Origin of the sequence: Mesorhizobium sp. M1143, assembly GCF_040318435.1 — a bacterium.
GTDB lineage: Bacteria > Pseudomonadota > Alphaproteobacteria > Rhizobiales > Rhizobiaceae > Mesorhizobium.
Window position 1 is genome coordinate 1 of record NZ_JAMYMJ010000082.1, and the last position, 14,923, is coordinate 14,923.

Annotated in this window: 8 protein-coding genes, 1 pseudogene and 1 riboswitch; of the genes and pseudogenes, 7 read left to right on the top strand and 2 right to left on the bottom strand. The window is 58.1% G+C overall.

Features of this window, described 5'->3' with window-relative positions:
- The first annotated feature begins 65 nt into the window (after positions 1 to 65).
- From NKH35_RS29465 to NKH35_RS29475, 3 genes are all read left to right on the top strand, one after another.
- Positions 66 to 1,106 (top strand): OmpA family protein, encoded by a 1,041-nt coding sequence (locus tag NKH35_RS29465; RefSeq protein ID WP_031198374.1) that lies wholly within the window; start codon positions 66 to 68, stop codon positions 1,104 to 1,106.
- A gap of 59 nt (positions 1,107 to 1,165) precedes the next feature.
- Entirely contained in the window at positions 1,166 to 1,507 is a 342-nt protein-coding gene (locus tag NKH35_RS29470; protein WP_352917226.1) for a DUF4236 domain-containing protein, read from the top strand.
- Between the two features lie 102 nt (positions 1,508 to 1,609).
- A complete protein-coding gene (locus NKH35_RS29475; RefSeq protein ID WP_352917228.1) occupies positions 1,610 to 2,320 on the top strand; it encodes a hypothetical protein in 711 nt (236 codons plus the stop codon).
- Positions 2,321 to 2,353: 33 nt separating this feature from the next.
- Here the strand turns inward: NKH35_RS29475 and NKH35_RS29480 are convergent, their stop codons facing one another.
- Positions 2,354 to 3,241 carry a thermonuclease family protein gene (locus NKH35_RS29480; protein ID WP_352917230.1) on the bottom strand — a complete coding sequence of 296 codons (888 nt, stop codon included), beginning with the start codon at positions 3,239 to 3,241 and terminating at the stop codon, positions 2,354 to 2,356.
- 476 nt (positions 3,242 to 3,717) lie between these two features.
- Here NKH35_RS29480 and NKH35_RS29485 point away from each other — a divergent pair, with 476 nt between their 5' ends.
- The 3 genes and pseudogenes from NKH35_RS29485 to NKH35_RS29500 all read left to right on the top strand — a co-directional run bounded on the left by NKH35_RS29485 (position 3,718) and on the right by NKH35_RS29500 (position 13,010).
- Entirely contained in the window at positions 3,718 to 9,306 is a 5,589-nt protein-coding gene (locus NKH35_RS29485) for a DUF3320 domain-containing protein (RefSeq protein ID WP_352917232.1), read from the top strand.
- A 71-nt stretch (positions 9,307 to 9,377) separates the two neighbouring features.
- Positions 9,378 to 11,853, top strand: a pseudogene (locus NKH35_RS29495) (AAA family ATPase).
- Positions 11,799 to 13,010, top strand: coding sequence for an AAA family ATPase (locus NKH35_RS29500; protein ID WP_352917234.1), 1,212 nt, complete (start codon positions 11,799 to 11,801; stop codon positions 13,008 to 13,010). Before NKH35_RS29495 ends, NKH35_RS29500 begins: the two are co-directional and overlap by 55 nt.
- Before the next feature lie 921 nt (positions 13,011 to 13,931).
- Here NKH35_RS29500 and NKH35_RS29505 read toward each other — a convergent pair.
- Complete coding sequence (locus NKH35_RS29505) at positions 13,932 to 14,378, bottom strand: hypothetical protein (protein ID WP_352917236.1); 447 nt, start codon at positions 14,376 to 14,378, stop codon at positions 13,932 to 13,934.
- Between the two features lie 210 nt (positions 14,379 to 14,588).
- Positions 14,589 to 14,678, top strand: a riboswitch (glycine riboswitch).
- Between the two features lie 138 nt (positions 14,679 to 14,816).
- Here NKH35_RS29505 and NKH35_RS29510 point away from each other — a divergent pair.
- Positions 14,817 to 14,923, top strand: a 107-nt coding sequence (locus NKH35_RS29510; protein ID WP_352917240.1) for an FAD-dependent oxidoreductase, incomplete at its 3' end; no start/stop codon positions are given.

Here is a 14,923-nt window from a genome sequence, read left to right on the forward strand (position 1 = left end):
ACTCTGGGAAGCGAGCCTCCCGCCGAACGAACGGAACCGCCTAAGCGAACCAGTTGGTGGGGCAGGTGAGTGACGCTGGCGGGACTTCTGTCGCCTTCGAGCGCAAGGGTTTTGGCCGCGGTTTGATACTGGGCCTGACCATGGCCGAGACGATGCTGCTTTTGGTGTTCTGCCTGTTGCTAGCAGCCGGTGCTATCATCACGAAAAAGCAGAAAGAGACCGATGAGGCACTGCGAGCCACTCAATCAAACAAGGAAAACGTGCAGAGGCTCGAAGCCGAGAACAAGCGGCTTCTGGCTCAGATAAAAGCGGTGTTTCAGCCCACGAGGGGAGGAACCGTTCCCGACGAACAATGGCGCGAGCTGGTCCTGGCCAAGGATGCTGTTAAGTCGGTCAAGGAAGCAGGTATTTCTCTGGAGGAGGTCGTGCGAAATGCCCCTGTCGCGAAAGTCCTTGCGGACAACGACATAAGCATTGATCAGACCAAGGCCATGATAGATGCGGCGAAGGTCTTGAGAGAATTTGGTTACGCCGGCACCGACAAAGGGCTGCAGGATCTGGCTGATGTGCTCAAGGAGGCTGCAGAGCCGACGCAAGCAGCAAAACCTCACGATTGGCCGCCGATCATCAGTCTCAGCGAACTGGATGGCTATAATTTCGATACCGGAAGCGCAGAGCTTTCGAATGCCTTCAAAACAAAGTTGCGCGATCTTGCGAAGACCATCGCCGGGACTGCGACCTCGTACGGTGTCGACGTGATTGAGGTAATTGGACACACGGACGAACAGGCAATGGCGGGCGAATCCTCCAACATGGACAAGGGGCTCCAACCGGTCCTGTCAGGGAAAGTGGAAATCGGCTCACTCCATCCCGCCGACAATGCCGGTCTTGGGCTGGCCCGCGCGATTTCAGTTACAAGTGTGCTCAGTGACATGCCCGCATTAAAGGGGTTTACGATTTTGCCGATGTCTGGTGGTCAGCTCATCCTGCCCGGCGATCATCTCACCGACGGAGCGCAGATTGGCGATGTACGGGCTCGAAGGCGCATCGAGATTAGGGTGAGGCAGCGATCAAAATTGGCGCCGGTTGGTGGCGCCAAGCCATGAATGGGGACGAGAGACTGGCGCCTTAGTCGGTACGGCAGTTGAGTTGGGGGGATTGGGCTATGGGGTTTTACGTTCGAAAATCGATCAGTGCGGGACCATTCCGCTTTAACTTTTCGTCCGGTGGGGTTGGCGCTTCCGTTGGCGTGAAGGGCCTCCGCATCGGCACTGGGCCAAGAGGTCACTACATCCACGCCGGCGTGGGTGGGCTCTACTATCGTGGCACTTTAGGCAAGGCCAGCGCGAAGAAGGTAGTTCAGCTCTCTCAGACCCCATCTGCGCCGCAACCCCGTCCACAATCCTCGCGCCCGGAATACGTCTCTGACGGCGTCGTGATGAGAGAAATCGAGTCCCGCGATGTGGTGGAAATGCGTGACGAGACATTCGCCAATGTGCTCGATTAAATCAATGCCAGGCAATCGCAGACGCGGCTGTCCGTAGCACTCGCGGTTTTGTTCGGGATTGCAGGTTTCCTTGTGGGGACCAAGCTCGGAGGTGCCGCACCGGTGCTGGGCATCGGTGCCTTTGTGCCGGGTATGCTCATTGGCAAATGGTTTGACAGTTACCGCCGGGTGAGCGCGCTCTATTACGATCTGGAAAAAGACGCGGAGGCCGCCTACGGGCGACTTGTTGGCGCGTTCGAAACTCTCACCGGCTGCGCAGGGAGATGGCATGTCGCTGCCGGCGGCAAGATAGAGGATCTGACTGCTTGGAAGCGAAATGCCGGGGCCAGCATGCTGGTCGACAAAAAGCCCACGACACTTACAAGCTCCTTGCCGAAGGTTGTACGCAGCAACGTTACTCCTCCTTCAGTCCATGTGGGTCGGCAGGTGCTCTTCTTCATGTCTGACCTAGTGCTGGTGAAGGACGGAAACCGATACGGCGCAGTCGGATATGCCGATCTGCAGACCCAATTCGCCCCGAGTAATTTTATCGAGACCGGCAAAGTTCCATCTGATGCGGAGATCGTGAGCTACACCTGGGCTCACCCAAACAAAAACGGCGGGCCTGACAAGCGCTTCAAAGACAATCGGCAGATCCCTGTATGCCGCTACGAAGCGTTGCGGTTTTCTAGCCCGTCCGGACTTAACGAGCTGGTGGAATTTTCCAAGACAAACGTCAGCCAGCCCTTTTGCCAGGCTCTATCGGCACTCGCGCAATTGCATCGAAGCTCCGACCGCCAATTCATAACGATAAATGCGCACACTAGGGAGTGATGGTTGGGGATGGGCTCAAAGCGTGAGCCCAGGTCAGCAAACGCCTTCGCACGGAATCCCGTCGCTATCTCGATCCAACTTGCTCCCCCATGAGCAGTTGGCGAGATACCAACGTGCTTCTTCGCAAGATGAAATCTGCGTGCACAAGCGGCGAGGTTGGCATGAGTAGCTATGTGCTACTTGGCGACGGCTGACAAGCCCAAGGGGGCTTTTGGTTGGGCTCGCAGATTCGGCATGTTGTTCGCGCCAATCCCAAGGGTTGTCAAACGTCCCGATCCAGATTCCAACCTTTGCGGTTTCAGCATTAGTTTGCTGTTGCGCATAGGCGCCGTGGCTATAGCGGGGCCAGTCCAAGGCTTGGCCATGTTCGACCATCCAGGACGCGGCGCTGACACCGTCCGCGCGCCGACACTCACCGACGAAGCGACGGTACCGATCCCATGAAACAAATGTGCATTGGACAGGCTGCGAAGCCGCAAGGAAATTCGCCAATGCTTCGGCCGCCCGGCGCCCGCAGGGGTATTGATGTGCGCTAGCGTCATTGCAGTATTGGCGGCTTTCGGGTGCATCGATGCCGTTGAAGCGGACGCGCTGCCCGTGGATCTCTATCGTGTCTCCATCAATCACCGATGCTATGCCTACTATCGGCGCCCGTCTCGACCCGGCCGAGTTTGCTATATCGAGACCACGTAACTGGTCACCCGAGCCTGTAAAATAGTGGGTCGCGTAAGCAGCCAAGGCCACCACGATCACCAGGATCAGAGGCAAGCGCACATCTGGAGAGAAACGTCTGCGGACGATTGGTTCAGCGCCGCGCCTTGGTCGCGCGCGGCGACGATGAGAATAGCGATTGTTATTCAATTTCCGATCCTTTGCGAAACGCAAGCTGCATGATTTGTAACGTGCCTCTGCACCATTCATAGGCGCCTTTTTCGCTGGCGCTGGTTTGCCTTGTAGTTCGGCGCTTTGAACACCATGGTGCCTTCGCAGATCAGCCCGAAGTCACGACTTTGTAGTTACCTTTTCCGTAAACACGACCATCTTTCCGCGCTGGAGCCTACAAGTTTTCTCGGAATGAAATTAGGAGGCCGATTCAAAAAGAAGTCGGCTTGTGCGCCAGTTGGTCGTGCCCGGCGAGGCGGATGCCAGAGCTGCCAACACCTCGTCCACACGTATGATGGCATTTTGTCTGAAAGGGAACCTCGAGATCAAGGTGGGGATGCGAAGTGTCCGGAACATTAAACAAACATCCGCAATTTTTCCACCAAGCCGCAGTGCTCACAATACTAAACGATTGAAGTGTTGGTGGCAGCCATTCGAGGTTGAAAAACCAGCATTTTATGTTGCGGACAGCCCTTGTCTAGGCTCTATGTGTCCAGCCTATCAGGGGGGTGTGAGTGTCGGAAGTTGAAAAATCGGTCTTCCAAAGCGATCTGCCTTTAAAGGAAAAGCTCGAGCGAGCCAGGATGGAATTGCTCGACCTTTCTGCTCGCAACCGACTTTTGAATGTGCCACGGTTTTCAAAGAGCGCGAAGACGATCGATATTGTCGACGAGAGGTCGTCTGAGATCTATCGATTGCTGGTGAGCGAAGGAAAGGCTTTTACCTTCCTGGCCGGCAAGCCGGATCGGCCGAAGGCAGGCCAGGTTGAAAGCAGCCCTCCAGACGAGGAAATCGACTATTCCCCCGTTGCTCTTGCTCAGCCTGAGGACGAAGGATTCGACGACAGAGGGGTATCTGCGCGACATTCTGACACCAAGCTTCAGACGAGGATGACCCCAACGGGGCTGCAGCGCCGGCTCCTTGATCTCTACCACGATGCCCGCACACTTGAGGAAGAGCAGGGCGTCAATATCCTCTTTCTGGCCCTTGGCATGCTGAAGTGGATTGACCCGAGCAACAAAGAAAACATCCGTCAGGCTCCTCTCATTTTGGTCCCGGTGCGGCTGGAGCGAGGGGCCGCTGGAGAAAAGTTTCGGCTGCGAGCTCGTACGGAAGATCTTACCGCAAACCTCTCCTTGGAACTCTATCTCGACCGCATTCACAAGCTCGCCCTGCCGCGTTTTGAAGTAGGAGCCGACTTCGACGTATCGGCCTATCTCGAAGCCGTTGCCGAAGCAGTGTCGACCAAAGAGGGTTGGCAGGTTCTTGCCGATGATATGGTGCTCGGCTTCTTCTCGTTCGCTACGTTCTTGATGTACCGTGACCTGGATCCGGATCTCTGGCCGGATGGCGCAAAGATTATCGAACAACCGAAGATCCGCTCGCTTCTTTCAGATGGTTTCGAAACACGCGAACCGCTGATGTCGGACGACATTGCGATTGATCCGCATATCGCGCCTGCCGAAATGTTGCATATCGTCGACAGTGACAGTTCTCAGACGCTGGCGATCCATGATGCAAGAAAGGGTCGCGACCTCGTTATCCAAGGTCCTCCCGGGACAGGAAAATCGCAGACGATCGCAAACATTATCGGGTCGGCCGTTGCCGATGGAAAGACCGTGTTGTTCGTTGCGGAAAAAATGGCCGCACTTGAGGTCGTAAAGCGACGGCTTGACACTGCGGGGGTGGGGGACGCCTGCCTTGAGCTCCATAGCAACAAGGCAAACAAGCGCATGATGCTGGAGGAGTTGCGGCGCACCTGGCAACTCGGATCGCCTCGCGGACAGCTTGCTTCTTCCCTTACTGAACGCCTGCTGGAGGCTAGGGATAAACTCAATGCACATGCTACAAGGATGCATGTTCCATTTGGAACGTCCGAACTCACTCCATACCAGGTTCTTGGCCAGCTAACCCGACTAAGGCAGAACGGGCAAAAGACAGTTGATATTGAACTTGAGGATGCCACCGCTTGGACGAATGACGGTGTCTCGCAACGTCGCAAACTTCTCGATGACGTGTCTCAGCGGATCAACGAGATCGGCTTGCCGATCCACCACCCATGGCGGGGAGTTGGCCTGGATGTCGTCCTACCAACGACCATTGAGAGGCTCGTCCCACGCATTGCGTCGTCGCTGGATCAAGCAAAGGCTCTGCACGCCAAACTGGCCGATATTGCTGAGCGGATCGAGGCGAAGCCTCCGCAAATCCTCAGCGACAGCGGCGAGGTAGAAGATCGCGCTGAGCTTCTCGCGTCCGCACCTGGACTTCCTGCCGAGGCGCTAGTCTCGCCGGTTTGGGATGAGCGTCCAAAGGACATTGCATCGCTTCTCTGGACAGGAACAGATTTCAACCGCAAATCCAAGGAACTGTCGGAGCAGTTGGTGGCGACGGCTATCGACACGCCAATTGAAGGTCTCGAGACAGAGCTTGCTAAGCTTCCTTCAGACTTTCCGAAAGATGGTTTCGTTCGTGCGCGCCAGCTAACCGTGTTGCTCCCACGCTTAAGAGAAGAAGCTGAGCGGCTAAATCAAGAACTGGGGTCTACGGTTTTACCGGACACGCTTGCAGGACTCCTCAGGTTAGTGATGACCGGCGAGAGAGTTGCGGCAGCCCCCGATGCGAGCCCTGAGGCATTCGCAGCCACAGTTTGGGACTCCGGGCTGGAACAGGCTGGTGACCTTGCCGACAGCGTAGCAAAGCTAGAGACTGCTAGAGCCGAGCTTCAGGGCAAAGTTGTTGATGCCGCGTGGAGTACCAACGTGGCCGCGGCGCGGCAAGCGCTCGCCGAGCACACGGGAATATTGAAAGCATTGAATGGCGACTACCGTCGTGCCACTGCACTTGTGCGGACTATTTTGGTGGCCCCTAGCGCGCCTGCGGCGGAGATAGTGGGTCTCCTCGACATTCTAATGAAGGGCCAGGCGGCCGCAGCAAAAGTGCGCGAAGGCGACGCCTTTGGCGGTTCCGCCTTCGGAGCCGATTGGCGCGGTGAGAGATCGTCTTCGGCACCACTCCAGGCCTTAGTGGAGTGGATGCGCACGCTGAGGGGACTTGGCTCGGAACCGCGAATTATAGCCGGGCGGATGGCGGAGCGCTCTGAAGCGGGCGCGCGTGCGGTCCGAGTTCGTAAGGTGATCGACATCGGTCAGCCGATTATCGAGGGGTTTTGGAACGATTTAGGCCACCTTGCGTCATCCCTGCAAGGTGACGTGGCTTCCGCCGAGCGGGCCTCGCTGCAAATGATGGAAGCGAAGGCAAGCACTGTAGCTCAAGCCGATGACGCGTCACGACAGGTTCTGACTGACGTTCCAGATCTGATCAGTGAGCGGGTGGAGATACTACGCCGACTAGGCAGACTACAAGCGCTTGATCAAGAGATCGAGGACGGGGAAAGCCTTGGCAAGTTCGCATTCGGCTCGTCGTGGCTCGGTCGAGGATCCGATTGGGCCGCTCTCGCGCAAGCCGAACTTTGGCTGAGAGAAAATGGCTCAATCCGGCATTTGGCTGCGCGGTTGCCTGAAAGAAAAGAGATCGCAAACTTGGCGCATTCAGCGCGTGAAGCGGCCCAAGCGGCAGCGCGGGAATTGAAGGCGCTTGCAGGGGATTTGAAAGCCGATGCTCCCTCCTTGTTTGGAGTAGACGATTTTCCAGACGTCGCGATAGTCGAGGTTGTTTCTCGACTGGAGGGGTGGCTTGATCATCAGGAACAGCTCTCAAAATGGGTTGCCTATGGAGAGCGATCCGAAACAGCCCGAAAGGCTGGACTGGGACAGTTGATAGACGGCCTGGCCGACGGCCAGATTACAACAGGATCGGCGCGATCAGTCTTCGATATGGCCTACTACGAACGAATGTTTCTAGCGATGGCGACCGATGAGCCGGAGCTGGCAAGGTTCGACGGGGAATTGCATTCCAGGGCTGTACGTGACTTCGCGGATCTGGACCGACAGAGGATCAAGGCCGGTGCCATCGAAGTTGTGACGGCTCATCACCGAAAAATTCCTTCAAGAGACGGCGGAGCTGGACCAGTCGGACTGCTTCGTTCTGAGATGGCGCGCAGACGGGGCCACATGCCTATCCGGCAGTTGATGCAGAAGGCAGGGCCTGCCATCCAGGCACTCAAGCCAGTGTTCATGATGAGCCCGCTTTCGGTGGCCCAATTCCTGTCGCCCGGCAGGATGTCCTTCGATCTTCTTGTGATGGACGAGGCGTCTCAGATACAGCCTGTGGACGCGCTCGGCTCGATCGCCAGGGCCAATCAGGTGGTCGTTGTTGGCGACGAACGCCAACTGCCACCCACGACATTCTTCGCCAAGGTGACAGGCTCGCAGTCTGAAGATGACGAGGGTGAGGGCGCGCAGGTCGCCGACATCGAAAGCATCCTCGGCCTGTTCACGGCCCGCGGCTTGCCGCAGCGTATGCTCCGCTGGCACTACCGTAGCCGTCACCAATCTCTGATCGCCGTATCGAACAGCCAGTTCTACGAGAACCGGCTTTTCATCGTGCCAAGCCCCTATACTCAAGAGGCAGGCATGGGGTTGCGGTTTCATCATGTGCCAGAGGGGGTCTTCGATTCCGGTGGCACAGGAACCAATCCGGTAGAGGCGAGAGCAGTAGCCGAAGCGATCATCCGCCATGCGAAGGTGAACCCGCGAGAGACTCTAGGCGTTGCAACATTTTCGGTTAGCCAACGCCGCGCGATCCAGGATGAACTCGAAGGGCTGCGGCGACTAAATCCCGATACGGAGGAGTTCTTTCACGCGCACCCCAGCGAGCCATTCTTCGTCAAGAGCCTTGAAAATGTTCAAGGCGATGAGCGCGACGTGATCATGATCTCAGTGGGGTATGCCAAGAATGCGCAGGGGTACATGGCCATGCGTTTCGGCCCTCTTGGTGCGGAAGGCGGCGAGCGTCGGCTCAACGTCCTCATAAGCCGCGCCAAGCGCAGCTGCGAAGTATTCGCGTCCATCACAGACGAGGACATCGACCTGGAGCGTGGCAAAGGGAAAGGCATCTTCGCCTTCAAGCTCTTCTTGCACTACGCGAGAACAGGGCGAATTTCGCTTGCCCAGGCCACGGTTCGCGAAATGGATTCAATCTTTGAAGAGCAGGTAGCCAACGCGCTGATCGGAAAGGGTTACCAGGTTCATGCTCAGGTTGGCATTGCAGGCTTCTTCATCGATCTCGCGGTTGCTGATCCGGAGAGGCCAGGCCGCTATATTCTTGGCATCGAATGTGATGGCGCAGAATATCATTCATCGCGCTCGGCCCGAGATCGAGACCGGCTACGGCAGTCTGTTCTGGAAGACCATGGTTGGATAATCCATCGCATCTGGAACGCTGACTGGTTTCAGAGGCCACGCGAGCAGCTGGAGCGAACCATATTAGCGATTGAGGCTGCGAGAAAAGAGCTCGATGAGCGGGCCGAATTGGGGGTCCAGAGAAATCGTGCTGTAGCCGTGCAGGTTGTTACGGTCGACAGAGGCAACGTGACGGAAATCGGTCTCGAAAGCACAAAGGGATCCGAGATACCCAATCGAGCCTACGAAGAGGCCGAACTAAACCGACCGGGATCGTTCGAACTCCACGAGACGCCCAGCGGAATCATGGCCGGACTGGTCGAGCAGGTGGTGGCTATAGAAACACCAATCCATGTCGACGAAATAGTTTCGCGTATTCGGGGCGCGTGGGGTCTGCAGCGGGCCGGTGGCAGGATTCAGGATGCAATCGAGCGAGGGGTAGGCCTAGCGCAGAGAGGTGGTGCAGTAGCCCGTCGAGGCAGCTTCTGCTTCAAGCTAGGTGCTCCTGTTCGTCTCAGGGATCGCAGCGGCGTCGTGTCCGCTGGATTGCGCAAGCCCGAAATGATTGCGCAGGACGAAGTCGCCCAAGGCGCCATGGAAGTCGTGAAATCCAACCTCGGTGCGACGGAGGAAGAAATCGCAATAACCGTTGCGAGAATGCTGGGCTTCAAAGCCACAAGTGCACAATTGCGGCAGTTGATTTCAGCTGGGGTCGCCGATTTGATTGCCAAGGGCTTGCTGCGGCCCCAAGACGGTTTGTTGGTGGCCGGCGAGTCCGCGAGCGAGGCATTAGCTGAAGTGTGACCGGGCATTGTAGAGCCCTCGTTGCAATCTCTGTTGAAGCTCGGAACACCTCTTTTGCTGGCGGAGGCCGAATGGCATTTCGATTCGTACACACGGCCGATATTCATCTCGACTCGCCGCTGCGTTCGCTCGCGATGCGTAATCCCGATCTTGCCGGGCTCGTGGGCGACGCCAGCCGCCAGGCATTCGTTTCGATAGTGGATCTCTGCCTAGAGGAACGCGTGGATGCGTTGTAATAGCCGGCGACCTATACGATGGTGATCAAACCTCGATGAAGACGGCGCGGTTCCTGGCAGCGCAGATGACACGCCTGCACCAGGCCGGCATCAGGGTTTTCAAGATCCGCGGCAATCATGACGCCCTGTCGCGGATTTCCAAACAGCTGGTGTTTCCTGACACCGTGACCATTTTTGGCGGTCGTGCTCAGTCGGTATTGCAGACAGCCGGCGGTGTGGACGTCGTTTTCCATGGTTTGAGCTTTGCGAACCCTAAGGCGCCGGACAGCCTGCTGCCCAAATATCCGGCTGCTCGCGAAGGAGCCGTCAATATTGGCATCATGCATACCAGTCTGGCCGGATCGCCCGGTCACGACGTTTACGCGCCCTGCAGCATCGCTGACCTGCACGCCCACGGTTTCGACTATTGGGGCTTGGCCACATTCATCTTCGCCAAGTCCATTCCGGCGCAAGCACGGTGGTGATGCCGGGAATACCGCAGGGGAGGGACATTAACGAGGCCAGTGAGAAATCAGTTTCCCTAGTGCTTTCCGCCTATCTAGATTTGCTGTTCGGCATCGAGGAACGGAGCCGCTACAACTTCCTGCATGAGTACAGCGCCATGCGCATCGGTGGGGTGCTGGAACTGGCCGGCTCCGAGCACACGTTCACGCGTACGAAACAGCGTACTAATTCGCTATTGAACGCGACGGGCCAATCGATGAGCGAGGTGGCGACCACGGCGCATCTCGCCGGACTGTCGCGTGACGCTTACACGACTATGTTTTCACTCGATGACGAGACGCTGGAAGCCGGCGGAAAATCGATCCTGGAGTCGCGGGGCGACCTCGGCAAGCTCCTCTTCACGGCCAGCGCCGGTCTTGGGAATGCAAGCGATACGTTGAACGCCCTCGAGGCCGAAGCAGACGCGCTGTATCGGAAGCAGGCGCATGGCACCGAACTGGCGCTGCTGAAGAAGCGCCTTGTTGACGTGAAGTCGCGCAGGGATGCGATCGACACACTTGCATCGACCTATGAGGGGCTGGAGGCCGAACGTCTCGATGCATCGCAGCAGTACGGCCGAACCATCAGCGATCGGGCGGTGCTGGTGGCCAGGCTGGATACCATTGCTCGTTACGTACGTGCTGCGCCGATGCTGGCGGATATGCGCCGCAAGATTGCCCGGCTGGATCAGCTGCCGGACATCACCTCCCCAGCCCGGACATGGACGGGAAGTGTCACCGAACTAATCGATGACGATGCCAGCCTCAGAACGCGACTGTCCGCAAACATCGATGAGGTCGAGCGGCTGTCGGCAAAAGTCACTGCGGTCGACGAGGACGAACGGATCCTGTCGATTTCCGAACGCATTCGCAGCCTGGCGGAGGGCAAGGTGCGCCATACCGCGGCTGGCTTTGACTTGCCCACTCGCAGGATGGGGCTGCAAATCCTCAACAACACCGTGGCAAGCTGCCTTGCCGCCTTGGGCCGGTCTTCCGAGCCGGATCCTGCCGCACTGCTTCTGCCTGCCGTCACAGTTGGCGTCGTTCGCGCTATGGTCGAGCAGAGGTCCGGTATTGCTACGGGCGCGCGCGCCGCCCGCGACGAGGCGGCGGCAGCACTCGATGCGTTGCAGGTGGCAAGGCAGCGGGTCGGCGAGGAAAGGGCGGTGCCCGAACCCGCCAGGGCAAGGCTGGGCTCGGCTTTGTCGAAAGCGCGAGCAAGCGGACACAAGGCAGAGATCAAGACGGCTCGCGAGGCGGGAGATGCGGGAACAATCCGATGGAAGGCATCGCTGGCTCGCTTGCGTCCATGGAACGGAGATGCCCTCGCTCTCGTCAACGTTGCGGTTCCGAGCGCCGGGCAGATTGCCGCCTGGAAGACAGTAGCGTCAGTACTGGCAAGGAACACCGCGGTACTTGCCGAACGCCTCGCCGAATACGAGGGCCACCATGCAATGCTCGCCGCACGATTGGATGCCCTTCGAGCCTCGGTCGACGTTGTCGACGATGAAGCGGCTGCCGCCATCCGCCGTCTCCGCCATGATGCGTGGGCAACGCACCGCGCAGTGTTGACTGGTGACACCGCTGACGATTTCGCCGTGGCACTGACGCGCGATGACGTTGCCAGCGCAGGCCGGCTGGCCGGCGCGGCGGATCTGGCCGAGATCCGGGCAATGACGCGTGCCCTGGCCGAGGCCACGGCCAACCTGTCACGAAACGGCATCCAAAGCCAACAGCTCGTCAAGGATGCGGATACCCAATTGTTGGAATCCGTGTGGCCGCCAGCGACCTCCTCGGAGAAGCCCTGGAACCTTCGTCTGAGCGCCTGATCGAAAGGATCGAGGATCAGATCGAGGCGCGCAGCGATGCGCTCGCTGCCTGGGAGCAGATCGAACTTGCTCGCTTGAAAGCCGAGCGAGCCGCTGACGCCGGCGAGCAGATACACTTGGAAATGAGAGCGGCGCTGGAAAGTGTCGGCATAGTATCAGAGCCCGGCGACACCCTCGAAGCAATCATGGCCATCGCGGAGCTGTTTCTGGACCGGCAGCGCAAGGTGGACGCCGAGTATGCCGAGGCGCTCAGGATGGTGAGTTCCAAAGAAGATGATCTAGCTGCCCGACGGGTTGCGGTAGGGGTGGCGGAGCGTCGCGAGGAGGAATGGCTGGCCGGCATTACCGAAGCGCTCAAGGGAACGTGGCTCGAAAGCGGTCTGTCCGCGTCAGGCGTTGGCGCTGTGCTCGATCAATTGGCCGAACTGTCAAGAAGCCTGCAGGAACGGGAGGATCTGCAGCTGCGTATCGACAAGATGGAGGCCGACAGGGCTAATTTTCTGGTCGATGTCATCGCCGTAGCGGTTGAAGCCGACGAGCCGACGGAGGATGGCGAGCCGGAGCAGTTGGCCATCCGCCTTGCCGAGCGCCTGGAGCGCGCCGAGCGGACATGCGAAGCCAAGGCAAGCCTCGGCCACGACCTGAAGCGCCTCAAGGAGGCGCGCGACATCCTCGACAATGAGGTTTCGGCGCACGAACGCCGCAAGAACGAAGTGCTGGGCGTTTTTGGCGTCGCCACTTTGTCCGAGGTAGTCGAACGCGATGAGCTGCTGCGCGAGCGGGATGGATTGCGCGCTGCCGTCGCTGAACTTGAGGAACGGGTATTGGCGGAACTTGCAGTCGACGGATTCGAGGAGGCACGCTCCATCCTGAACGCGATGGATTTCGACAGCCTCACGGTCGAGAAGGCTGAGGGCGAGCAGCGGCTTCGCCAGTTCGATGAGATGATCCAGCAACAGCTGATCCGGCAGACACGCGCGGCAGACAAGTTGGACGCCATCGGCGGTGACAGCGCGGTTGCCCGCCTGGATGCCGAACGGCGCACAACCCTGTTGGAAATCGAGGAGAAGGCCGTTCGTTACATCGAGCTGAAGCTCGACATCATGTCGGCTGGAAATGCTTTGCGGATCTACCGTGAGAACCACCGTTCGGGATGATGGCGCGTGCATCAGACGCATTCAAGCTAATGACCCGTGGGCAGTATTCAGGCCTTACAACCCAGCCCGTGAAAGGCGGCGAGGTTCTCATCGCGGTGCAGCGCGACGGGCAATCGAAGCTCGCTGACGCGCTTTCGAAGGGCTGAGGCTCGCCGGTTATTACGAGTTCGCGCAATTCCGGCCCTCGGTTCCCTTCATTGCCGACGATATCATGGAAACCTTTGACCATATTCGCTCGGAGGAGGTTTTCAGATTGTTTGGGGAGATGGCGAACACAGATCAGGTCATCTATCTCACGCACCACAAGCACCTGTGTGAAATCGCCAAGGCTGTTGTCCCAGCATCTACCATCCACCAGCTGGAATAGGCTCGATTAGAATTCGCCTCAAACGATGCGGTTCAACTGACCAACTCGTCTGACATAGGAACTTTCGATCGAATTCCGTCATGACGTCCCTTCGATAGAGGTTGAGAAATGCCTATCTTGTTCTGCAATGTTGCGTGGATGAACGACTACGCCGGGCGGAGCGCGGATGACCCGCCTCTCGGTGGCGGGGCATTTCCGAGTAAGCAGGGTTATTGCGCGGAAGAATGCAACTTTGTTGCAGCCGATGACGGGTACGTTTACGGCGCTTCGAGACGATTAAGGGCGAATTGGATCGGCAGGTGCGCATCCAGAATCTGGGTTCAGGCAAGCACGACGAATTTGTCGACGGGATCGACATCGTTTGGACGGCTCCGGAGGAAGGCAAGGATCCGCGCGTGGTGGTCGGATGGTATCGCGGTGCGCGACTATATCGCCACCGCCAGCACTTCAAGGGGCGTAACCCTTCCGCCCAGCACTACAATGATAAGATCAGGTCGTTCAGGGCTGGGACGCTCGCCGAAAATGCATTCGTGCTGCCCCCGGAGGATAGGCACCTACGATTGCGGCGTGGCAAAGGGGGTGGAGTGGCCAGGCAAGCTGGTGGTATGCGAACGATACGACAGATCGAATCCGCCAGAGCATTCGTCAAGAGAGTAAAGGCATTTATCGAAGGCGAGCCAGTCGCTCCCGTCGGGGCATCGCCCGATCATGATGGAGGTCGTGGCCGACCGGCTGGAGCGGCAGCGTCCGACGTCTACAAACGGTATGTGCGGAAGTACGAGATCAATGTCCATCCTCAGCATGACAATCTGCACAAACAGTTCGTGTTTCTCAGCGAGCGATATCCGCGGATTGATTTTCCCGCTTGTTTTCGCGACGACCTTCGGTTTGCGGTTGACGCAATGCCGTAAGTGATGGTCGAGATCAAGCCTGCTGATGCGGCTACGATGCGCTTCGCCATTCGCACCGAGATCGGCCAGTTGCTCGACTACCGCCAGCATCAGCGGTGGATTGGCCGACAGGTAATCCTTGTCGGTGCGAAGGTGACGAGCAAGAACGATCTAAGTCTGGCGTTTGACAACGGCTTTGGCCTGGCCTGGCCCATTGGGATCATATCGGTCAAAAACACCGGAAAAATGATCCGCACATTTCAGCATAGATATCGAAATGGCGACCAAGGTATGGTCGATGATCGTATAGTTGTGGTGTTCAAAGGCTGGACGGGAGAGATCGGCAACTGCCGACGCCGACGGAGCAACCCCCCAAGGAAACTCTCAGGCAAAAGTGACCGCACCGCCGAACGATCTGGAGAGAGACGCTTCGAGCGTCCACCGAAGGGGAAAGCCGGCAAGTCCGGTTAAGCTCTCAGGTACCCGAGACAGATTTGGGGATTCGCCGCGGGCCAGTCTCGCACCCCATTGTACTGTTCGGAGTTCAGAATGCCCAAAATCATTGTAATTGGCGCCGGAATTGCCGGTGTGTCGACGGCCTATGCTTTGTTGGAGCAAGGCTACGACGTCACCGTGGTTGAGCGGCGCCGCTATGC

What these genes read in the sequence shown, in the direction of transcription:
- NKH35_RS29470 (WP_352917226.1), top strand. Translation starts at nt 1,166, where the DNA reads ATGGGGTTTTACGTTCGAAAATCGATCAGTGCGGGACCATTCCGCTTT.
- NKH35_RS29480 (WP_352917230.1), bottom strand. Translation starts at nt 3,241, where the DNA reads ATGAATGGTGCAGAGGCACGTTACAAATCATGCAGCTTGCGTTTCGCA.
- NKH35_RS29505 (WP_352917236.1), bottom strand. Translation starts at nt 14,378, where the DNA reads ATGCTGGCGGTAGTCGAGCAACTGGCCGATCTCGGTGCGAATGGCGAA.